At 47.3% G+C, this 21640-nt stretch carries 16 protein-coding genes and 1 pseudogene; 3 read left to right on the forward strand and 14 right to left on the reverse strand.

Translation table 11 applies throughout. The annotated features are described in order from the left end of the window. Window positions 1-13 precede the first annotated feature (13 nt). The 8 genes from AC5JL3_RS02375 to AC5JL3_RS02410 form a co-directional block, all read right to left on the reverse strand. The gene (locus AC5JL3_RS02375) at window positions 14-2230 is read right to left on the reverse strand and encodes a molybdopterin oxidoreductase family protein (protein WP_496072966.1); all 2217 of its coding nucleotides are present in this window, start codon (window positions 2228-2230) and stop codon (window positions 14-16) included. A gap of 179 nt (window positions 2231-2409) precedes the next feature. Continuing rightward, the gene (locus AC5JL3_RS02380) at window positions 2410-3273 is read right to left on the reverse strand and encodes a nitrate ABC transporter ATP-binding protein (RefSeq protein WP_496072967.1); all 864 of its coding nucleotides are present in this window, start codon (window positions 3271-3273) and stop codon (window positions 2410-2412) included. A 60-nt stretch (window positions 3274-3333) separates the two neighbouring features. Further along, window positions 3334-5340, reverse strand: coding sequence for an ABC transporter ATP-binding/substrate-binding protein (locus tag AC5JL3_RS02385; RefSeq protein WP_496072968.1), 2007 nt, complete (start codon window positions 5338-5340; stop codon window positions 3334-3336). A 62-nt stretch (window positions 5341-5402) separates the two neighbouring features. Next, on the reverse strand, window positions 5403-6245 hold the full coding sequence (ntrB, locus tag AC5JL3_RS02390) for a nitrate ABC transporter permease (RefSeq protein WP_496072969.1): 843 nt from the start codon (window positions 6243-6245) through the stop codon (window positions 5403-5405). Between the two features lie 100 nt (window positions 6246-6345). Beyond that, window positions 6346-7659 carry a CmpA/NrtA family ABC transporter substrate-binding protein gene (locus AC5JL3_RS02395; protein WP_496072970.1) on the reverse strand — a complete coding sequence of 438 codons (1314 nt, stop codon included), beginning with the start codon at window positions 7657-7659 and terminating at the stop codon, window positions 6346-6348. 117 nt (window positions 7660-7776) lie between these two features. Further along, window positions 7777-9330, reverse strand: a complete 1554-nt coding sequence (locus AC5JL3_RS02400) for a ferredoxin--nitrite reductase (protein ID WP_496072971.1) — start codon at window positions 9328-9330, stop codon at window positions 7777-7779. Window positions 9331-9745: 415 nt separating this feature from the next. Then, window positions 9746-10240 (reverse strand): thioredoxin domain-containing protein, encoded by a 495-nt coding sequence (locus AC5JL3_RS02405; protein WP_496072972.1) that lies wholly within the window; start codon window positions 10238-10240, stop codon window positions 9746-9748. A 23-nt stretch (window positions 10241-10263) separates the two neighbouring features. Next, window positions 10264-11478 carry an RNA-guided endonuclease InsQ/TnpB family protein gene (locus tag AC5JL3_RS02410; RefSeq protein WP_192218202.1) on the reverse strand — a complete coding sequence of 405 codons (1215 nt, stop codon included), beginning with the start codon at window positions 11476-11478 and terminating at the stop codon, window positions 10264-10266. Between the two features lie 258 nt (window positions 11479-11736). On the opposite strand from AC5JL3_RS02410, the gene AC5JL3_RS02415 reads away from it, so the two are divergent. Further along, entirely contained in the window at window positions 11737-13038 is a 1302-nt protein-coding gene (locus AC5JL3_RS02415) for a HEAT repeat domain-containing protein (protein WP_496072973.1), read from the forward strand. A gap of 187 nt (window positions 13039-13225) precedes the next feature. On the opposite strand, the gene clpX is transcribed toward AC5JL3_RS02415, so the two are convergent. Next, window positions 13226-14572: an ATP-dependent protease ATP-binding subunit ClpX gene (gene clpX / locus AC5JL3_RS02420; protein WP_496072974.1), complete on the reverse strand. Its 1347-nt coding sequence runs from the start codon at window positions 14570-14572 to the stop codon at window positions 13226-13228. Between the two features lie 358 nt (window positions 14573-14930). Between clpX and AC5JL3_RS02425 the strand changes: the two genes are divergently transcribed. Next, complete coding sequence (locus tag AC5JL3_RS02425; protein ID WP_192218199.1) at window positions 14931-15434, forward strand: ferric uptake regulation protein; 504 nt, start codon at window positions 14931-14933, stop codon at window positions 15432-15434. A gap of 97 nt (window positions 15435-15531) precedes the next feature. Here the strand turns inward: AC5JL3_RS02425 and AC5JL3_RS02430 are convergent, their stop codons facing one another. The 5 genes and pseudogenes from AC5JL3_RS02430 to AC5JL3_RS02450 form a co-directional block, all read right to left on the reverse strand. Continuing rightward, complete coding sequence (locus AC5JL3_RS02430; RefSeq protein ID WP_496072975.1) at window positions 15532-16623, reverse strand: WD40 repeat domain-containing protein; 1092 nt, start codon at window positions 16621-16623, stop codon at window positions 15532-15534. A gap of 48 nt (window positions 16624-16671) precedes the next feature. Next, entirely contained in the window at window positions 16672-17043 is a 372-nt protein-coding gene (locus AC5JL3_RS02435; RefSeq protein ID WP_192218197.1) for a hypothetical protein, read from the reverse strand. A gap of 200 nt (window positions 17044-17243) precedes the next feature. Further along, window positions 17244-17477 (reverse strand): annotated as a pseudogene (locus AC5JL3_RS02440) (hypothetical protein); the annotation flags it as partial. A gap of 135 nt (window positions 17478-17612) precedes the next feature. Beyond that, window positions 17613-18068 carry a SufE family protein gene (locus AC5JL3_RS02445; RefSeq protein ID WP_496072976.1) on the reverse strand — a complete coding sequence of 152 codons (456 nt, stop codon included), beginning with the start codon at window positions 18066-18068 and terminating at the stop codon, window positions 17613-17615. Window positions 18069-18164: 96 nt separating this feature from the next. Then, complete coding sequence (locus tag AC5JL3_RS02450) at window positions 18165-18749, reverse strand: DUF2062 domain-containing protein (protein ID WP_496072977.1); 585 nt, start codon at window positions 18747-18749, stop codon at window positions 18165-18167. A gap of 849 nt (window positions 18750-19598) precedes the next feature. On the opposite strand from AC5JL3_RS02450, the gene AC5JL3_RS02455 reads away from it, so the two are divergent. After that, complete coding sequence (locus AC5JL3_RS02455; RefSeq protein ID WP_496072978.1) at window positions 19599-21557, forward strand: primary-amine oxidase; 1959 nt, start codon at window positions 19599-19601, stop codon at window positions 21555-21557. The last annotated feature ends 83 nt before the right edge of the window (window positions 21558-21640 follow it).

Raw genomic sequence — 21640 nt, forward strand, 5'->3', positions numbered from 1 at the left:
TCTTCTACTGGCTTTACACTGAAGGGGATGCTGTGAGAATACTTGATCGCGACGATTGAAGTAAATCGTCTGCAATACTAGAGTGGCTCTTGATTGGCACAAGCTGCACAGCACAGGCTTTAAGTTCTGGTTGGTGAGACTCAGGACAGGATGCTGGTTGAGTGAGAGTATTGGCTTCGGCATTGTCTGCCCAGAGTGCGCCCCAGTGCATCGGTACGAAGACCGTACCAGGTGCGATCGCTTTTGTCACTTTTGCAGGGAAACGACTTTTACCACGACGCGATCGCACTTCAACCCAGCTTTCATCTTCAATTCCTAATTTCTTAGCATCACGAGGGTGAATTTCAATAAAGGGATTGGGATGCATCTGCTGAATCTTCGGGATGCGTCCTGTGCGGGTTTGGGTGTGCCAATGCCCATAAAGTCGCCCTGTTGTCAAGACAAGGGGATAATTTGGCTCAGGTGGTTCTGCCAGTCCGCGTGAGTGATAAGCGGCAAATCGAGCGCGTCCGTCAGGGGTAGAGAAGCGCCAATCGGTATAGAGGCGTTTGGCAGAATTCTCCGTTTCCCTACTCCCGTCTTCAGGGCAAGGCCATTGTAGAGGACCCTCTTGCTTGAGACGTTCGTGGCTGATACCGGATACGTCACAGACTCGCCCTTTCGTCAACCGAGCATATTCTGCGTACACGTCAGCCGAGGTATGAAAGGGAAACTTGTCGGCAAAACCTAATCGACATCCGACTTCAGCAAAGATTTCCCAATCTGCTTTCGCTTCGCCAGGAGGTTGGCAAAAGGCTGAGCAGAGTGTGACTCTACGCTCAGAGTTCGTCATCGTGCCAGTTTTCTCCCCCCATTGGGTAGTTGGCAGTAGGACATGAGCATAGGCAGTGGTTTCTGTCGGATAATAGGCTTCCTGGTAAACCGTAAAAGGCGATGCCATCAAAGCCGCTTTCACTCGTTCCAAGTCCGGCAAGCTTACGGCTGGATTTGTTGCCGCAATCCAGAGAAACTTCACATCCCCAGTTTCTAATCCCCGAATAATCTCCCAAGCCGTGCGACCGGGGTGAGGTGAAATTTGTCCTGGTTTTAGTCCCCAAAACTCCTCAAGTTCTGCTCGATGTTGGGGATTTTTCACTGACCGATATCCCGGCAAGATATGGCACAATCCCCCTGTTTCTCGCCCTCCCATGGCATTGGGTTGACCTGTTAAAGAAAACGGACCACACCCTGGCTTACCAATTTGACCTGTCATCAGGTGTAAGTTAATCAGGGTACGCACCTTAGCTGTACCTTCGGAAGACTGATTGACACCCATCGACCACATCGAGAGGACGCGATTAGACTGGCTCCAGTATCGAGCTGCCGTTTCGAGTTCACGCTCTGTAATGCCACACCGTTGAGCAACGATGTGGGGAGGATAGTGCTGAACGATCTCCGCAAAAGCATGGAAATTCGCGGTACATTCGTCAATAAATAAGCTGTCAATCTTGCCCCAACGCAGCACTAAATAGGCAATTCCATTAAGTAAATCAATATCTGTACCGGGTCGAATTGCCAGATGCAAGTCAGCCGCTTCCGCTGTGGGTGTCCGTCGAGGGTCTACCACAATCATCTTCACCTGGCGATTTTTCTTGTGATGTTTTGCCAGACGGTTGAAAACAATCGGGTGACACTCAGCCGCATTGGTACCGATCAAAAAAGCACAATCGGTTAATTCCAAATCTTCATAGCAGCAGGGGGGGCCATCGGAACCCAAGCTTTGGGTATAACCAGTAACGGCTGAGGACATACACAGCCGGGAATTGGAATCAAAGTTATTCGTACCCAGACAGCCTTTGATGAGTTTCTGAGCAACGTAATAGTCTTCCGTTTGCAGTTGACCAGAGCCGTACATACACATTGCATCAGCTCCAGCAGTTGTGACAACACTCTGAAGTTGGCTCACCACGCGCTGGAGAGCTTCTTCCCAGGTAACACGCACGAATGGCTCATCTAAGGAGTCACGCATCATTGGGTAGCGCAAACGGCTTTTCTGAGTTGCTTCAGTGATGGTTGCCCCTTTGACACAAACCATACCAAGACTTGAGGGATGAGCGCGATCGCCTCGCACTTTCCAAGCTGGTGTCCCTTCACTATCTCGATTGGTTTCTTTACCCTGTTGCGCTGGGGGTGTTACTTCCAAGCCGCAGCCAACGCCACAGTAAGGGCAAAGGGTTTTGATACTATCCACCACAATTCCTCCGATTGGTCGTCCCTGATGAGTTAAAGCGAAAGGAGTTCAGAATACAAAAGTTCAGAATTACTCCATCCCTTAAGGGATGGAGTTTCAAGTGCCACTCTTTCGTATAAGGAGTCCCCTCTTGTGAACTCCTGCAACTCCTGACTCCTCAACCTCCTTACTTTCAATGTCTATGCCGCTGCATCGTCATGAGCAAAGCGACGGTAGAGGAAGTCTAGAGCGTAGTTACGCAGTTCGTAATACTTCGGGTCTTCCATAATCCGAGCGCGATTTCTGGGGCGCTTGAAGGGAATGTCTATCACTTCACCAATGTGAGCCGCAGACCCGTTGGTCATCATCACGAGTCGGTCAGCGAGGAAAAGAGCCTCATCAATGTCGTGAGTAATCATCAGGACGGTAACTTGATGTTCACGCCAAATTTTCAGCAGTTCTTCCTGTAGTTCTTCTTTAGTAATCGCGTCCAAGGCACCGAACGGTTCGTCCAAAATCAAGATTTCCGGGCGAATTGATAAAGCACGCGCGATCGCAACCCGTTGCTTCATCCCTCCTGATAACTGCGAAGGCTTCTTATCCATCGCCTCAGTCAGTCCCACCATCTCCAAATGCTCCCGCACAATTGCCCGCTTCTCAGCTTGCGTTTTGTTGGGATAAACTGAATCGACTCCGAGGTAAACGTTCTCAAACGCACTCAGCCAAGGCAGCAGTGCGTAATTTTGAAACACCATCATCCGGTCTGGCCCAGGTTCAGTTACGCGCTGATTTTTCAACAACACATTCCCATGGCTGGGTTGCGAGAAACCTGCCACCATATTCAGCAGTGTTGACTTACCACAACCAGAGTGACCAATCAGACAAACAAACTCGCCTTCATTAACAGTCAGATTAACGCCAGTCAGCACCGTGTAGGGACCATTCGGGGTGGGATAAACCTTTGCAACATCCTCAATCACCAGAAAGGGTTCGCTAGTTTTCGCCTTCGGACTTTGGATTTGGGTTTGTGAGTTGAGAAGGGTATTCGTGTTGAGAGCAGTCATGATTGTAGGGGGAATAAAGAGTTCAATAGGGAACGTAGTAAGTAAGTCAAAAGTCAAAACTTAAGCAAATGAGGCAGCGACAGGATCAATGTCGATTTCTTCAACGCGAATCTCACGTTTGATTTCCAAACTGTTGAGGTAGGCGATTGGGTTATCGGGGTCAAAGAGCGTACCGTCAAATAGTTGGATTGGATCGCGATCGCGTCCGAAATCCGGGAATTCCAACTGCCGTGCCGCTTCACCAAAGATGTCCGCCCGCCGAACGCGCTCGATAATATCTACCCAGTTTTTCGGGAATGAAGTCAGTCCCCAACGTGCCATCTGAGTCATGACCCAGAGGATTTCTACCCGTTCGGGATAGTTGGTTTGTTCGACAAAGAACTGGTTGTAACGCTGTAGTATTTTGGGTTCAGCATTGGTTCCCCAGTCGTATGGGTCGATGAATCCCGGACGAATATCTTCGGCTAAAGCGCCAACGTATTGGTCTTGGCTGAGTAAGCCCACAATCTCTTCTCGATTGCGTAGGTCATCGCAGTATTCACACGCTTCCAACAAGGCTTTGACGAGGGCAAGATGAGTTTGGGGATACTTATTTGCCCACTCTTCCCGCACACCTAGAACCTTTTCGATGTGTCCTGGAAAAATGTCTAAATCGTTAGCAATGACAAAGCCATGCCCTTCATTCACAGCGCGGGAGTTCCAGGGTTCACCCACACAGTAACCATCAATGTTTCCCGCTTTCAGGTTCGAGAGCATCTGCGGTGGCGGAATTACCGTTAAACTGACATCCCGATCCGGGTCAATTCCACCTGAGGCTAGCCAGTAGCGCAGCATCAAGTTTTGCATGGAAGAGGGATAGACGACACCCAAGGTGTGAACCTTATCAGGAGTCGCTTGCAGGGCTGCTTTCAAGTCAGCCAAGGTACGAACACCTTGGTCATATAAGCGCTTACTGAGGGTAATGGCATTGCCGTTACGGGACAGTGTTAAAGCACTCACCATCGGCACTGGTGTGTTATTGCCTGCCCCTAGGGTTAGGGACATGGGCATCCCAGCGACCATCTGGGCAGCGTCTAGTCGTCCGGTAGCGACCCCTTTTGCGATCGCTTTCCAACTCGGTTCGCGGTTTAAGGTGACTTCTTCTAACCCGTGTTTCTCAAAGAAGCCTTTCTCTTTCGCAACGACTAAGGGCGCACAATCGGTGAGGGGAATAAAGCCAATTTCCAGATTGATTTTTTCCAAGCCATTACGGGCAATAACTTGCTGCTTCTTCGATTGACGCAGTTTCGCTTTCTTCTGCTGGTTGAGGAAGTAAATCATCTCATTTCGGTAGCTGTAGTAGCTGGGATGATTCACTACTTCCATGCGCTGGCGAGGGCGGGGAATGTCAACATCGAGAATTTGCCCAATGTGAGATTCTGGCCCGTTGGTCAGCATCACAATCCGGTCAGAGAGCAACAGGGCTTCATCAACATCATGAGTGACCATGATGCAGGTGACTTTGCTTTCTTCGCAGATTTTCATCAACTGCTCTTGCAAGCCACCACGGGTTAGGGCATCTAATGCGCCAAAGGGTTCATCCAAGAGCAACAGCTTCGGACGCAGGGCGAGGGCGCGTGCGATCGCAACTCGCTGTTTCATCCCTCCGGAAAGCTCACTGGGTCGCTTCTTCGCGGCGTGTCGCAGCCCGACCAAATCAATATGATGTTCGATAATCTCTTTGCGTTCGCTGGCTGGACGATTTGCCATCACTTCGTCCACACCCAAGGCGATATTTTCACGAACGCTTAACCAGGGGAGTAGCGAGTAGTTCTGGAATACCACCATGCGATCGGGGCCGGGTTGAGTCACCTGCCGTCCTTCCAAGATGACACCGCCATAAGTCGGCTTATCTAAACCCGCAACAATATTCAAAAGTGTGGATTTACCACAACCTGAATGTCCAATTAAGGAAACAAATTCTCCTTGTTTGATTTTCAGTTCAATATTGCTCAGGGCAATATAGCTACCGCCATTGGGTAGGGGAAATATCCGGCCTACATGGTCTACTTCAACAAATACAGACATGGTGATTGCTTATTGTGAGAGTGTTTATGGCTAACCGCTATTAGCCCTTACCATCAACCTTTTTATTTCTGTTCTTCTGGCACAACTTTACTGGCGACAAAAGCAACAAGTCTGTCCAGAAGTAAACCAATAATTCCCACGTAAACGAGTGCCAAGATGATTTCACTCATAGCGGAACTATTGTAAGCATCCCAAATAAAGAATCCGATTCCCACACCACCGACTAACATCTCTGCCGCAATAATCGCCAACCAAGACAAGCCAATTCCAATTCGTAAGCCTGTAAAAATGTAGGGAACGGCGGCTGGAAAGAGAACTTTGAAGAAATACTTTTGGCGCGATAACCGCAATACCTTCGCAACGTTTCTGTAATCTTGAGGAATCTGTTGCACACCCACTGTGGTGTTAATAATAATTGGCCAAATTGCTGTAATGAAAATTACAAAAATCGCTGAAGGTTGGCTATCGCGAAACGCAGCTAGTGAAATCGGCAACCAAGCGAGAGGAGGGATTGTCCGCAAGACCTGAAAAAGCGGGTCTAGTGCGTCATACATGAATTTGGTACTACCAATCAAAATCCCTAGACCAATCCCGACAATCGTAGACAGAGTAAACCCGATCGCAACCCGTGCCAAACTAGCCGCGATTTGTAATCCTAACCCTTTATCTGTACCACCGTTATCAAAGAAGGGATTGATAATCAGAGGGTCCCAAGTGTCCTGAAAAACCGTGATTGGGCTAGGTAAATTTGAATCTGGACTCATGCAGAGGAGTTGCCAGATTACAAGAAAAATAGCTAGGGCAACCAACGGGCGGATAATTTTTTGAGAGTGCTTCTGGATTAGAGAAAGCGGAGAATTTTGCCGAACATTGCGCCGAGAGCGGCTTTCAAGATTTGCTGTCATTTTCCTTTTAAAAGTCGTGGAGTGCAACCGAAAGTGTGTTGGGATTTTGAATAAAGGTTTAGTTCCTAGCCCCAATTCAAAATCCCTAGTTGTCGCTAGCTTATGCTTTCTTAATCTTGAGGCTCTTTAAATATCCTGCTGTATCTTCTGGATCAAATTTGACTCCATCGAAGAACGTTTCAACCCCACGGGACGTACTAGTTGGGATATCAGCAGCGGCAACACCAATCGCTTTTGCCGCTTCTTTCCACAAATCTTCCCGGTTCACTTTATCAATAATTCCCTTGATATCTGTATTAGCGGGAAGATAGCCCCAACGAATGTTTTCTGTAATGAACCAGGCATCGTGACTCTTGAAGGGATAGGAGGCATTATCTGCCCAGAACTTCATTAACAGAGGGCTGTTCTGCTCAGTACGACCATCACCATAGTCAACATTGCCTTTAGAGCGCTCAATAATGTCTTTTTCTGGAACCTTGAACCACTGGCGCTTCGAGACAATTTTGACCATCTCGTCTTTATTTTCCGCCTTATCACACCACTGTTGGGCTTCTTGCACCGCCATGAGGATAGCCTTAGCTGCCTTAGGATTTTTGTCCACCCAATCCGCCCGCATGGATAAAGCTTTCTCAGGATGGTCTTTCCACAGTTCTCCTGTAATTAGAGCGGTATAACCTTCCTTTTGATTAACTAGCTGTGCGTTCCATGGTTCACCGACACAAAAAGCTTCCATCCCACCGACTTTCATATTCGCCACCATCTGAGGCGGTGGTACGGGGATTGTGGAAATATCGGTGTCTGGATTGATGCCACCAGCGGCTAACCAGTAGCGCATCCAGAGGTCATGGGTACCACCCGGAAAGGTTATCGCTGCCTTAAGTTCTTTGCCAGAAGATTTGGCTTTGGAAAAAGCCTCCTTAAGTGGCTTACTATCTAAGCCCACTTTCATGTCTTTATAAGTATTGGCAACAGAAATTGCCTGACCGTTAGTATTCAACCGTGCCAAGATGTACATCGGCACAGGTTGCTTGGTAATCTTGCCCAAGGACATGAGATAAGGCATGGGGGACAAGATATGTGCCCCATCAATACCGCCACTAGCAGAACCTAACTCTATGTTGTCGCGAGTAACCGGCCAGGAGGCTTGCTTGACGACCTCGACATCCTTCATGCCGTACTTCTCGAACAAGCCCTTTTCCTTCGCAATAATCAACGGCGCAGCATCGGTCAGGGCAATAAATCCTAGCTTGGCGGTCGTGACTTCTGGAGTATCGGCGGGGCTGATATTGGCAGATTGAGTGTTGCTGGCACTTGATGTCGAGGTGGGGCCAGAGGAACAACCGTGAGCTAACAGAGAAGTTGCGGTGGCTGCGCCTGCGGTGATGATAAATTGCCGTCTGGTGAACTTTGTCATTGTGTATTGATGGCTTGTAGTGGTTTTATGGCGGTAGGTTGAAGCGTTTCCCAGTTGCGGTGCTACGGTTGGAACGTAAGGATGTACTTAAGCGTTGCCTTGACAAGTGGGATGACTTTAGGACGAAACAGCGGCTTCCTGCCGTGGTTTAGCTCCAAATTGTTCAATGAGTAAGTCTCGCAACAAGGGCTTCAAATCTTCGCAAGCAATGCCCTTTTGGACACAGCTACCGAGTTGGGCATCTTTGCCAACTTTGCCACCCATGTAGAGATCGACGCCTTCGGCAGCTTGACCGTTTTTGCGTACCTTAGTACCCATCAGACCAATATCGGCGACTTGTGGCTGGCCGCAAGAGTTGGGGCAACCTGTCCAGTGAATCCGTACTGGACGTGGCAGGGAAAGTTCGGCTTCCAGTGCCTTGATTAGTGCTAGGGCACGATTTTTTGTTTCAATCAAGGCAAAGTTACAAAATTGTGAACCCGTGCAAGACACTAAAGCTTGCGTTAGGGGGTCTGGGTTGATGGAGAAGCGTTCCAGTACGGGTTCAGCAAGGAGCGTGTCTAAGCGAGAATCGGGGACATTGGGGATAATCACATTCTGCTCAATGGTGAGTCGAACTTCCCCACTGCCGTAGACTTCTGCAATCCGGGCTAGGTCGAACATATCCTCGGCATAGAGGCGTCCAACAGGAATGTGCAAACCGACGTAGTTTAGACCTGGTTGCTTTTGAGGAAAAACACCAATGTGGTCGCGCTTTTCCCAGTCAATCTCATCTTTTTCAGCAGCAGTTTGTAGAGTATGACCCAGTTGCTCTTCTACAACTGCCCGGAATTTTTCAATCCCCCATTCGTCAATTAACCACATCAACCGTGCTTTTTGCCGATTCGCTCTTAAACCGTGGTCGCGGTAGACTTCTAAAACGGCACGGCTTAGCGCTACGACTGTATCTGGGGCAACCCAAGCATTGAGGGGAATGGCAGCATCACAGCGCTTGGCAGAGAAGAAGCCACCAACGATAACGTTAAAGCCCAGTACGCCATATTTATAGGCGGGAACAAAGGCGAGGTCGTTGATTTCAGCATGGACGCAGTTGTCACGTCCACCTGCGATCGCAATATTAAATTTTCGGGGTAGGTTAGTAAATTCTGAGTTCCCTTCACCACAATTGGTGATCATGTCTTGAACCTGCTGTACCAACTCCCGTGTGTCAAACAACTCATCGGCATCAATCCCAGCAACCGGAGAACCAGTGATATTGCGAACATTATCCATCCCTGATTGCACACAGGTTAAGCCCACTGACTGAAACCGATGGAAAATATCTGGGATATCTTCGAGTCGGATGCCTCGTAGTTGCAGGTTTTGCCGTGTAGTAATGTCTGCACTGCCATCATCCCCATAGCGCTGCACAACTTCGGCAAGTACCCGCATTTGAGCAGTGGTAAGAATGCCATTGGGTAGACGCATCCGCAACATAAACTTACCAGGGGTAACAGGGCGGAAGAAAACTCCGACCCACTTCAACCGATGATCTCGGTCTGTTTCATCAACCGCTTCCCAGCCGAGTTGGGCAAATTGATCGAGTTGTGCCTTTACTGCAAGGCCATCTTTTTGGGCTTTAAGTTTTTCAAATTTGTTTAGGCTTGCTGCTGGCGTGGCTGCGCTTGTCATAGGTTTATCCTTAGTGCGTAGCGCTCAAATGCCTGAAGTTGGTCTGGAGCGCTGATTCGGTTGCTCATTGCACATAAGGTTATGTAAGCTAGATAGTATATTTTGTATGTTTAGTTACAAAATATTTCTATTCATGAAGAAAATGCATAGTATTGATGCATTTTTTGATTTTGAGAAAGAATGATTCATTCTTAAGGTAGATACAGGGGTGCAGACCCATACAGTGAACAAGAAGAATATAGGAGTTCAGGAGTTCAGGAGTTCAGGAGTTCAGAATTCTCCTGTTAGCGAAGCGGCTCTGAAGGAGCTACTTTGGACAAGTATTTATAGCAAGGACTTCCAAAAAATGAACTGTCGGGGGGACAGCATTGCTGTCCCCCCGACGATGACACAGAGTAAATTTTTCTAGCTGTCTCTACAACGTCGGATTCACCAGTTGCTCTAAATGCTGGGCAAGAATTGGTTCTGGTACTTTACCAATTAAGGTTTTGAGTACCTGAAGATCGGGTGTAATGAAGAAAAGCTGGGGTACACCTCTGACATGATACTGCTGGACTTCTTGACGCCATTGAGATTCGTCAACATTCAGCATGACAAAGTTAACCTGCGAACCATATTGCTCGTGGAACTTGGTAACGCTGGGAGCTAATGCCTGACAACTAGTACACCAATCAGCATAAAACTCAACCAGAGTTGGCTTACCATTACTCAGGGCGGTGTCATAAGGGACAGACTGTTGTGCCATTGCTCTTAGGTGAGTTAGACCATCTAGAGACATTGGGCTTGCTGCTGCTTGATCTAAGCGAGTCAGGAAAAAACAAGCGCAACAAAACAGGATAAATAGTCCTGCAATGAGAGAAAACCTTAGTTTTGGCTTAGTACTGTCCATTTCATTTTGCGATCGCTTCATTCTCAATCTTGACACTCCCACGGCTAAAGCGCGTGGGATTCTTGGTTCAACAACTCGCCGTTAGACGACAGGATTGCTCCAACCGCCCAAGAGGGCAAATCTCCCCAAGCGTAAGTTCCGGTATGCCCTACCGTACATAGTGCTAATTTCAGGATGTTCTTCGCGGCATTTGTATCTCTATCTTCAATTAACCCGCAGTCTGGACAAACATGAGTTCTTGTTGATAGGGACTTCTTCACTTTAGAGCCACAGCTAGAGCAATTCTGACTTGTGTTATGGGGAGGTACAGCAATCGTGACTTTCCCATACTTATGCCCGAAATACTCTAACCATTGACGAAATGTTGACCAACCTGCATCACTGATAGATTTAGCTAGATGTCGATTCTTTACTAGCCCTTTCACATTCAAGTCTTCATAGGCTACCAAATCGTTAGATTGGATCACGGAGTACGCAACTCGCTTGCAATACTCTTTTCGCTGCCTACTTACTCTTAAATGTTTTCGAGCGTATCGATTTCTAGCTCTGTGGTAGTTTTTAGACTGCGGTAAGCCACCTTTAACGAACTTCTTGGACTTTTTACGATTAGCTCGGTTGAGCTGACGCTCTGACTTTCTGTAGAACTGGGGGGACTTCTCGGTATTACCTTTGTTATCGGCAATGAAGAAATTAAGCCCTAGGTCAATGCCAATAACTTGCCCTGTAGGTTCAGTCTCTACTCTAACTCTGGCATCAACGGCAAATTGGGCGTAGTATCCATCAGCCCTGCGGAGCAATCGAACTCGTTTAATCTGCTTAATGTCATAGTAATTAAGGTCATAGGTTCCCTTAAGCTTGAGAGTCCCTATGCTCTTACCATCCCGGAAAGTAATAGCCTTCCGATTTGACGAAAGTTTCCAGCCGCTAGTTTTATATTCAACTGAGCGGCAATGCTTTTTGTATTTTGGAAAACCTTTCTTTCCCTTGACTTTCTTTTTGCAATTGTCGAAAAATCGAGCAATTGCGCTCCAAGTTCGTTCTGCCGCAGATTGTCTTGCCATTGAATTGAGTTCTTCAGCAAAGGGGAATTCAGACGCTAGTACAGCGCAATATTTATTGAGGTCATATTGGCGCAAACCCTTGTTATCCATCCAATAGCGCAAGCACTTGTTTTGAATGAATTGGCTGGTACGAATTGCCTCATCTATGGCGCGATACTGAGCCTCTTTTCCCTTAACTTTAAACTCGTAAACAATCATGGCTTCGACCTAACTTCCACGCTTCTTATATTAACCAACTTCACATAAGGTCGCTGATTAAGTTTTGTGGCTTCGTTGCAAGATTTATGGGTCAGCTCCGTCCCTCCGCTGAGCCGCCTTATATCCGACGATTGAAAGACGTGGGATATAAGGCGTTTTCTATAAACTGGGCATCTGGAGGTGGCATGGGACTTGCGCGATACTCGAACCTCGGTCAAAGTAAATTTATCTCGCCGCAAACAACAAAAACTTTGAATAATGACAAATGTTTTAGAACAAGCAACCGCTGCGGCACAGCAGGGTAATTGGTCATCGCTCAATCAATTCTTGCAGCAACTACCACTGGGTAAGAAGGCGAAAGATGCCGAGGCGGATTCAGCACCACTGAATGACTCTGATTTAGAGCAGGTGTTGAATTTAGCGTTGGAGGTTCTTGAATCGGGTGATTTTCAAGATCGCTGGGAGGTGGCAAAAGTGTTTCCCAAACTAGGGTCAATTGCGATCGCACCATCGATAGCAATTCTAGAAGACGACGAAGCCGACTTGGAAGTGCGCTGGTTTGCGGCTCGTATCTTAGGAGAATTTAACGATCCCACGGTGATTACGACATTAGTCGATTTGCTTAAAACCGCTGAGGATGAAGACTTAACGGACATGGCAGCAACCGCACTTTCTAATCTCGGTGATTCAGCAATTGAGGCTCTGACGGGTCTATTATCAGAGCCAAATTCCCGGTTGCTTGCGACTACAGCACTCTCCCAAATCCGTCGTCCAGAGATTATTACTCCCTTACTAGGTGTTGTTAACGACCCTCAAGTGGCAGTACGCTCAATGGCGATTGAAGCCCTCAGTAGCTTCCATGATTCTAGAATTCCCCCAGTCCTCCTCAAGGCTTTAAAAGATCACGCCGCCGTGGTGAGAAAAGAAGCCGTAATTGGTTTAGGTTTGCGCTCTGATCTACGGGAAGAATTAGACTTACTGAACCAGCTAAAACCGCTACTTTATGACTTCAACCCGGACGTTTGCCAGCAAGCTGCGATCGCATTAGGGCGCATGGGAACGGATGAAGCTGCTGAGGCTTTGTTTAAGGTACTCCAGTCACCCGCTACTCCTGTTCCCATTCAAATTGATCTTATCCGGGCGATCGGTTGGGTAGGAACAGCTAAGAGCTTGGACTATTTACAGCAAGCCCTTGACACAGCCTCCATAGAGTGCATTCAGGAAATCATCAGAGTGCTAGGACAGGTAGATGAGCCAGTTCTCAGGGCAAAAGCTACCCAGATTCTGCTCGATCTCAACTCACAACACCCAGCACGACAGGTTGCAATCGTTAGACAAGCGCTTGCCCTTGCTTGGGGCCAGTTAGGAGAAGTTTGTGCAATGGAGGCATTAGTTGAGCTACTCGCAGATCCAACTGATACTGTAAGGCTTCATGCGATCGCTGCCCTAAAAAACTTTCCCCATGCCCATCAGCAATTAGAACAGCTAGCCAATGATGAGCAACTGACACCAGCCTTAAAACAAGGAGTTGCGATCGCGCTAGCTGAATGGAATATTTGATCGGAAAGAAGGGGTTAGGTTGTAGGTGGCAGGGGAAAGGGATTTTCCTTGCAACGTTAGTGAACGATAGCTCATGGTGCCTAATATGAAGTCCAACGCGATCGCTTTGTCTTTTTGTCAGTGGTCAGTTAATTGTTTCTACTGACCACCAACAACCAACCACTAGAAACCAACAACCAACAACCACTTAAGCCGATTCAGGTTTCAGTAACCAGGAGGGATGTACTAGTAGTTCAGCCGTGGAGCGTTTTTCTACCATCTCCCGCGTAATGGTGCAGCGATTGATATCCTTGCGGGATGGTAACTCATACATCACATCTAGCATGAGTTCTTCCAATATGCCGCGCAAGGCTCTTGCGCCAGTTTTGCGTCGAAAGGCTTCTTGTGCGATCGCTTTTAGGGCATCGGACTGAAACTCTAAACGGACATTATCCATCTTGAGTAATTTTTGATATTGCTTCACCAAAGCATTGCGAGGTTGTGTCAAGATTGCCATCAAAGCTTCTTCATCCAGTGCTTCTACGGCTGTAATTACAGGTAAGCGTCCAATCAGTTCTGGAATTAGACCAAACTTCACCAAATCCTCTGGTTCCAAGTGCTTGAACATTTCCGGTGATGGCTCTTGCGGTGTTTGCCCCTCACCTGGTTGCACAAAACCAATTGATTTCTTCCCAGTTCGTTGCTCTACTACTTTGTCTAAACCAACAAAGGCACCACCGCAGATGAAGAGAATATTACTGGTGTCAATTTGAATGCACTCCTGATAGGGATGCTTCCGTCCACCTTGAGGCGGTACGTTCACCACCGTTCCTTCCAAAATCTTCAGTAAAGCTTGCTGGACACCCTCGCCTGAAACATCCCGCGTAATTGATGGGTTTTCACTCTTACGAGCAATTTTGTCAATTTCGTCAATATAGATAATGCCTTGCTCTGCTGTCTCAACATCGAAATCCGCAACTTGCAACAGTCGTAACAAAATATTTTCTACATCGTCCCCAACATATCCGGCTTCCGTTAGGGTCGTGGCATCAGCGACAGCAAAGGGGACATCCAGTTGAGAGGCAAGCGTTTGCGCTAACAGTGTTTTGCCGCACCCCGTAGGACCGATCAGAAGGATGTTCGACTTTTGCAGTTTGATCGAGTCCTCAGGGACGGTTTTGCCACCGTTATTCTGATCAACGCTAAGACGCTTGTAATGGTTATAAACGGCAACAGAGAGGACTTTTTTCGCTTGCTGTTGACCAATAACGTGAGTGTCCAACGCTTGCTTGATTTCGGTTGGCTTGTGAAGGAGATGCCAAGCACGATGGTTGGCGCTTTTTTGTGGCTTTGGCGGTTGTTCAGAGTTCAGGGTCGGTTGAATGGCTGTGTCATTGTCATTGGAGGAGTTGAGCAGTTCCTCATCTAAGATTTCGTTGCACAGTTCCACACATTCATCACAAATGTAGACGCCAGGCCCGGCAATCAATTTGCGTACCTGCTCAGAAGACTTACCGCAAAACGAACATCTTAAATATGAGTCGTACTTGGACATATCAATAATCTTGGCTTGAGGGGTGGTGACAGGATGCTGACCTGTAGTCCAGTGTTGCTTATAGAATAATCAGCTAAACCCAGGAGAATGGTATTTGCTGTGCGCTTTGTGAATTAACTACTACTCCTCGCAGTCGGGGTGCCTTTTCCTACCAAATGTGTACTCAGATGACTGGTATACCGAAAAACAATTACCACTACCATTCTAAGAACAATTACACGGTGATTGGAGTAGCGACAAGCTTTTCAACAGTTCTCAACAATGCAATGCGATTCATTCTCAATTAGCTGATTTTGTTGCAAGTAAGACATGAGATAACTATCATTGTCAATAATGGGTTTTTTTTGAGAGGGTTATTATGGCTCCCTACACAGCGGCTTCACTCAAATCCGAGCTAAATTCCCGTGGTTGGCGTTTAACTCCGCAACGGGAAACGATTCTACACGTCTTTCAAAATCTTCCTAAAGGTGACCATCTGAGCGCTGAAGAACTTCACGATTTATTGCATCAACGTGGTGAATTAATCAGTTTGTCTACAATCTACCGCAGCGTCAAGTTAATGTCGCGGATGGGCATCTTACGAGAACTGGAATTGGCAGAAGGACATAAGCATTACGAACTCAATCAGCCTTTCCCCCATCATCATCATCATCTAGTTTGTATTCAATGCAACTGGACGATTGAATTTGAAAATGATTCGATTTTGAAGCAAGGGATGAAGCAAGTAGAAAAAGACGGCTTCCAGTTGATTGACTGCCAGTTGACAATTCATACCATTTGTCCTGAGGCGCTACGCATGGGATGGCCTTCTGCACTACCGAGTAATTGGTCTTGCTCACGCGCGATCGCACATGGACATTAATATAAATTAAGCAAAAGATAATTAATTTGTTTAATTAAGCGGTCAATAGTCAAGAAAAAGTAACTCAATTTAATAGAGAATTTAAAAGCACATCAGCTTACTCAGCTTTTTCCCAAATTAACAATTCACCATTCTGACCACCAGCCGCTAGTAATGGCAATCCTTGTGTTCGTCTTTGTCCTTGGGGATGCCAAGCAAGACAAGAGAATCCAGCCGTTGCTCCTTCCAAGATTTGGGCAACTTGCTCAGCGTCTTGCCACAGACAGAGGTAACCATCGTCCGCGGCTGAGGCTAGGAGGAAAGAACCGGGTTGAAATGCGATCGCCTGCACAATTCCCTCATGCAGATCTAATACCCTCGCTTCCCACCCTGCTGACTCATCGAGTTGCTTTTCCCATACTGTGATACTTTGAGCGCAGGACGCGGCCAGCAACGGGGCACCGACGGGTGTCAAGGGTTCCGACCAGGTAGCACTACGAATCTTACCAGCAAACCCCCGCATCACCCACGGGTCAGGGTTATTCCATTCCAAAACCGTGAGGGTGCGATCCATGTTGCCAGAGGCGAGATACTGATTATCCGTTGACCAGGCGATCACAATACTAGCAGCGCGTATATCCAAGCTATAGGGAGCATCATCCCAGTTTTGGGTATTCCAAACCTTAACGCCTCGATGCCCACAAACTGCTAAATACTGTCCATCCGGACGCCAATGGATACCGAGAACTGAGGATGCCGCAAAATTTAGCGTTGCTGGAACTTCACATAGATCAGCATCCCAAATTTGCACAGAACGCCCACTACTAAACGCTAGTTGGTTGCCGATGGGACTCCAAGCCAGCTTTTCAACCCAAAGTGAGTGAGGAGAGGACAGTGTAGTGGGGCGAAGTTCGGCAGAGATATTCTTAGAGTCTGGTGGTAAATGCCAAATTCTTACCTGTCCATCCTGTCCACCTGCGGCGAGAAATTGTCCATCTGGGGAGAAGCCAAGGCTATCTATGGATTCACTGGTGCTAGTTTGTAAGGCGGTAAATGCACCAGGCGTCCACAGCCTCACTTCACCAATCGCTGAACTGGCGGCAAGAATCTCACTCGTAGGCGACCACGCGATCGCTGTTACATAATCATTCAGCGTTCCTTGCCATTGCTCTTCAAGTAAGTTTTTGCCCCCAATTTCTAAGCCAAACACTTGTGCAAATCCTCTTTGAGCTAGGGTTTCACGTCCCCAGTTACTAGCTTACGAAACTGGAGCTAGACCACGCATCTGACGGATCGCATTGATACAAACAATACAGTCACAGCCAAAGAGTTGGACAGCCGCATCACTCTCTTCTTCTGTAAAATTGAGCATTGGCGGCTCTGAAGATGACGAATCAAAGCTAGCTACCTGTGCTTCAGTGATAGAGCCTGTGCTAGCAATTTGAGTCGTTTGCGAAAAACGCGCACAGGTTAAACGACTGGCTGGAGAATTGGATATACAGGAGGGACTATCTGTGGCAGAAGTTAGTGGTTCTGCTGCATGGACGGGGTTAACCGTTACTAGCATAGACAGCATTGAGCCAAAAATAGTAGGACTCGAAAGCAGAGCTAGGACAAGCTTCTTATTCATATCTCCAGATTGAATTGTGCTTTGAACAGTTAGATTAGCTGATTTAGGGTTTCTATTCAAACTCAGCTTTTTCTTTCTACAAGCAGAAAGCCTATCCTCAGGGCTTTGCATCGTTACGGGATGATGGTGTTTGTCGGGAGAGTACACGTACAGCCTCTCCCTGGAAGGCAACTTGATCGTCCCCTAAATTACCACAAACCTTACTTACCCTTCAATTGCGCTTTCGCTTGCTCCAGTGCAATTTCTTTAAATGCCTGATAGGAACTGATATTTGAAGCACCCTCGATTGCCTTGACGGCTAAATCCTGTACTTGTTTCAGGGCAGCATCTAATTGTTTCGAGAGGTTTTGAATTCGTGCTTCTGAAGCCTGGATTGTCTGTTCTAGCGACTGAATCCTCAGTTCGTAGAAGCGCTTGTTGCCTTCTACCTTCTTGCACTAGTGCAAGAAGGTAGAAGGCAGGGGGCAGAAGGCAGAAAGCCAAAAGGCTTGTACTTTTTACTTTTGGCTCTGTTGTTAACTGGTCACTGACTTCCGCCATGCTGCACTAGTGACATTCCACCATAGTTTTTAATTATTCAGTAGTTGGGATGCTGTTCCTAAGTGGTATCCCAGCGCCTTCTTCTTCATTGTCTGGAAAATGTTGTAAAACCCATTGGCACGCGAAGGTGTCAAGCTAACATTCAATCCCGTATCTTGAATGAAGTCGGGAGAGATTTGCATTATCTCCTCTGGGGTTAAGCCGTTTAGCCCTTCAATCAACAGCGCTACCAACCCTTTGACTAATTGAGCATCAGAGTCCCCCTGATACCACACTTTACCGTCTTCCAGGTTGGCGGTTAAAAAAACCTGTGATGTACAGCCAGGAACCTTGTTTTCTGGCACCTTGTCGGCTTCTGGCATCTCCTTAAGCCGCTTGGCGTACCAGAGCAACTGTTCATAACGCTGTTTGGGATTTGTACGCCGTTGAAAGCGCTCTACAATTCGAGCGAGGGCATCTGGTAAGGGAGTTGAGGTTGATGACATACCCAACATTTAAGAAGTAATACTCATCTCGATCCTAACTCAGGACATCACTCTATCGTTTGTTAAGGGATATTGAATCTCAGGCAATGTTGTGAGTTATGAGCCTTTAGGATACCGCTTGTGCAAGCGCTTCCGCCGATGGCGCAATTGCTGCGAGGCCCGAACGCGGCAAACCAGCCACACACCAAGAAAGTAACTACAAATCGCACAAACTACTCCCACCGCCATGCAGCCGACAAACAGTGGCAAAATAATCTCTGAGCCTAACTCCTTCACTTCCTGCCAAGACTGCAAACTGATATCAGTCAAACTGTTGTCGTTTAGCAGCAATTGCCCTATGTGGAAGTTAAACGCATAAATTGGGACAGAAGTCAAAGGATTACTAATCCAAGTTCCAGCAGCGGCTAGGATTTTATTTCCCCGAAAGAGAATCGCTAACAAAAGGCCAATTACTGTCTGGAGTCCGAAGAAGGGAAACACTCCAGCAAATACGCCACAGGCTAAGCCCCTTGCAAGCTTTTCTGGCCGTCCTTGCAAACGAAGTAAGCGCCAGTACCAGTACTGCAAGCTTCGTCTAAAACTCTGCTGAAATCCTCTCGGCTTTCGCTTAGGAGGAGCAGGTAGTTTTGCCGCTAAGGATGAACGCGACGGATAACTTGTTGGCAGGGAATTTCTAGACATATTGGTAAAACAATTAGTTATCCTCTACCGTTACACTGCATTATCTCCACACTAAATAGCAGGAGAATTTTGATTAGACGTTATATCCAAATTTAGCTTTGGAACTTACGTAATACCTCATACTCTTGAAGGATAAGAGCAAGCATCAAAGACTCAAGCGCATTAGAAACTTAGCTTTTATTCAACACTTATGCTCAAATTTAGCAATTAGATATAGTTCCCGTACTCTAAAGCCGTTGGTGACTCAACATAGAGTATAGAGACATCTTTCTAGTATTGTAAAGTTTACTTCATTAAATCTCAACCCTCTGAGATTGCTTTGGCTATTTATTGCAGTGGTGGCTGTAGCTGTCAAATAAAATTTACTTTGGATTTCAATAGAAATTTTCTTTACTAGTGAAAAAACTCTAGATTAATAGTGAATATTGATTAATGTTTCACTAAGATAACAAAGCCAGAACTTGAGCAAAGCACAAGAAGCGATCGCCTTGCTCCAGCTAGTTCAAGCTAGTTGCTCAAAACCCTGTTAGGGTACATCTAGCAATCAGCAGTCAGCTTTGGGCGGTCAGCTTTTGGTCAAATCGCCTCTAGCTAGGAACGCTCTTCTCCCGTTAATGTCCTAACATTCGTGGCTACTGCTATAAATCCTAGAGACTGCATAGTGACACCAAAGGTTCCCGACAAACCCCAAGTATGAATTTGGAGTTGGAAACTGTACCCAAATCGATAGATACAGTAGCTCACACGAGTCTACTGACCCAGCAATGAGTGTGAATGAAAACACAATCACCCAAGGTGAGCTGATATCCTTCACAACGAGAAGTGCGCTATCTGTTTGAGTTACCGTCTATGACAATTTCCCAATCGTGCAAGCCGAGTTCTACCCAACCGATTCTTCATCCCCTCGAACCTCTAAGTGTCGAAGAAATCACAGCCGCTGTGGCTATCGTCCGTGCCTCTCACCCTGTGGGTTCCTACTTTCGTTTTCCTACCGTTGTCCTGAACGAACCCGCCAAAGAAGTCGTTCTCAATTTTCAAGAAGGTGACCCAATTGAGCGAGAGGCATTCCTCATTCTGCTGGACAATGCCACTGGCACTACCTACGAAGCCGTTGTCTCTCTCAACCAAGGTACTGTAACTTCATGGCAAGCTATGCCCGGAGTTCAGCCCAACATCATGGCTGATGAACTTGCCGAATGTGAGGCAGCAGTCAAAGCGAACCCAGACTTTCAGGCAGTTCTCAAGCAGAGGGGAATCACAAATCTAGATTTAGTCATGGTAGACCCTTGGGCAGTGGGTAACTTTGGCTTTGAGGAGGAAGAGGGAGTCCGTTTGTCACGAGCGTTATGCTGGCTACGTTCCACCCCCAACAGTAACGGCTATGCTCGACCCATTGATGGGGTAGTGCCAGTTGTAGACCTCAACAAAATGGAAGTCCTCAGAATTGAAGACTACGGAGTTGTCCCCATCCCTCCAGAAGCGGGAGACTATGCCAGTGAGTTTATACCCCAGTTCCGCAACGACATCAAACCGTTAGAGATTACACAACCCTCTGGACCTAGCTTTGAAGTACAAGGGCACTTTGTTCGGTGGCAAAAGTGGCAGTTCCGTATCGGCTTTACGCCGCGTGAGGGTGTTGTCCTCTACACGATTGGTTATGAAGACCAAGGACAGTTGCGCCCAATTATTTACCGTGCCTCCTTATCCGAAATGGTCGTACCCTATGGTGACCCTCGACCCCAGCATTTTCGGAAAAATGCCTTCGATGTTGGCGAACATGGTGTCGGGATGCTGACGAATTCCCTGAAACTTGGTTGCGACTGCTTGGGGGAAATCTATTACTTTGATGCTGTCCTGACAGATAGCCGAGGCGAGGTGGCGATTATTGAAAATGCCATTTGTCTGCACGAAGAAGACTACGGCATTCTCTGGAAGCACACGGATTGGCGAACCGAACAGGTAGAAGTTCGGCGAAGTCGTCGCCTCGTTGTTTCCTTCATTGCCACGGTGGATAACTATGAATACGGCTTTTTTTGGTACTTCTACCAGGACGGCACGATTCAGTATGAGGTGAAATTAACAGGAATCCTCTTGTGCGGGGCGCTAGCTGATACGCCTAAGTACGGTACACTCGTTGCCCCAGAGTTAAACGCCCTAAATCACCAGCACTTCTTCAACATCCGTTTGGATATGCAAATCGATGGACAAAATAACTCCATCTACGAAGTCAATAGTCATGCTGAACCCATGGGTGAGGCAAATCCTTACGGTAATGCATTTTTCGCGCAATCCACCCTCCTCAAAACTGAGTTGGAAGCACAACGGATTATTGACCCCCTCGCAGGACGTTACTGGAAAGTCGTTAACCCCAATATCCACAATCGCCTTGGTCAGCCTGTTGGCTACAAGCTCATACCCGGTGAGAATATTCTACCCTTCGCTCACCCCGACTCCTACATCCTCAAACGCGCTGGATTCATGATCAAACACCTCTGGGTCACACCTTACCATCCAGAAGAACGCTTTGCCGCCGGTGACTATCCCAATCAGCACCCTGGCGGGGAAGGGTTGCCCACCTGGACACGAGCAAACCGCTCAATTGAAAATACGAATATTGTGGTTTGGTATACATTCGGTCACCACCATATTCCTCGCCCAGAAGATTGGCCAGTCATGCCAACTGCCTACACAGGCTTCATTTTGAAACCACTTGGCTTTTTTGATTGCAACCCAGCCCTGGATGTTCCACCTCAATCTAAGGTGTCAGGTCATGTCTGTAGGCAAAAGGAGGATGAGGGAATGGGGTGATGGGCAGGGCTAATTTATTGTCGTTAGAGAAATTGGGGGAGTTGGGGAGTTGGGGAGGTATGGAGATGAACCTTGAGACTTTT

It is taken from the genome of Symplocastrum torsivum, from assembly GCF_059505465.1.

Bases quoted from the DNA above. Each gene is read 5' to 3' on its own strand.
- AC5JL3_RS02415 (WP_496072973.1), top strand. From the start codon at position 11,737: ATGACAAATGTTTTAGAACAAGCAACCGCTGCGGCACAGCAGGGTAAT.
- AC5JL3_RS02400 (WP_496072971.1), bottom strand. From the start codon at position 9,330: ATGACAAGCGCAGCCACGCCAGCAGCAAGCCTAAACAAATTTGAAAAA.
- AC5JL3_RS02395 (WP_496072970.1), bottom strand. From the start codon at position 7,659: ATGACAAAGTTCACCAGACGGCAATTTATCATCACCGCAGGCGCAGCC.
- AC5JL3_RS02435 (WP_192218197.1), bottom strand. From the start codon at position 17,043: ATGAATAAGAAGCTTGTCCTAGCTCTGCTTTCGAGTCCTACTATTTTT.
- AC5JL3_RS02425 (WP_192218199.1), top strand. From the start codon at position 14,931: ATGGCTCCCTACACAGCGGCTTCACTCAAATCCGAGCTAAATTCCCGT.
- AC5JL3_RS02380 (WP_496072967.1), bottom strand. From the start codon at position 3,273: ATGACTGCTCTCAACACGAATACCCTTCTCAACTCACAAACCCAAATC.
- AC5JL3_RS02410 (WP_192218202.1), bottom strand. From the start codon at position 11,478: ATGATTGTTTACGAGTTTAAAGTTAAGGGAAAAGAGGCTCAGTATCGC.
- AC5JL3_RS02450 (WP_496072977.1), bottom strand. From the start codon at position 18,749: ATGTCTAGAAATTCCCTGCCAACAAGTTATCCGTCGCGTTCATCCTTA.
- AC5JL3_RS02385 (WP_496072968.1), bottom strand. From the start codon at position 5,340: ATGTCTGTATTTGTTGAAGTAGACCATGTAGGCCGGATATTTCCCCTA.
- AC5JL3_RS02405 (WP_496072972.1), bottom strand. From the start codon at position 10,240: ATGAAGCGATCGCAAAATGAAATGGACAGTACTAAGCCAAAACTAAGG.
- AC5JL3_RS02455 (WP_496072978.1), top strand. From the start codon at position 19,599: ATGACAATTTCCCAATCGTGCAAGCCGAGTTCTACCCAACCGATTCTT.
- clpX (WP_496072974.1), bottom strand. From the start codon at position 14,572: ATGTCCAAGTACGACTCATATTTAAGATGTTCGTTTTGCGGTAAGTCT.
- ntrB (WP_496072969.1), bottom strand. From the start codon at position 6,245: ATGACAGCAAATCTTGAAAGCCGCTCTCGGCGCAATGTTCGGCAAAAT.
- AC5JL3_RS02445 (WP_496072976.1), bottom strand. From the start codon at position 18,068: ATGTCATCAACCTCAACTCCCTTACCAGATGCCCTCGCTCGAATTGTA.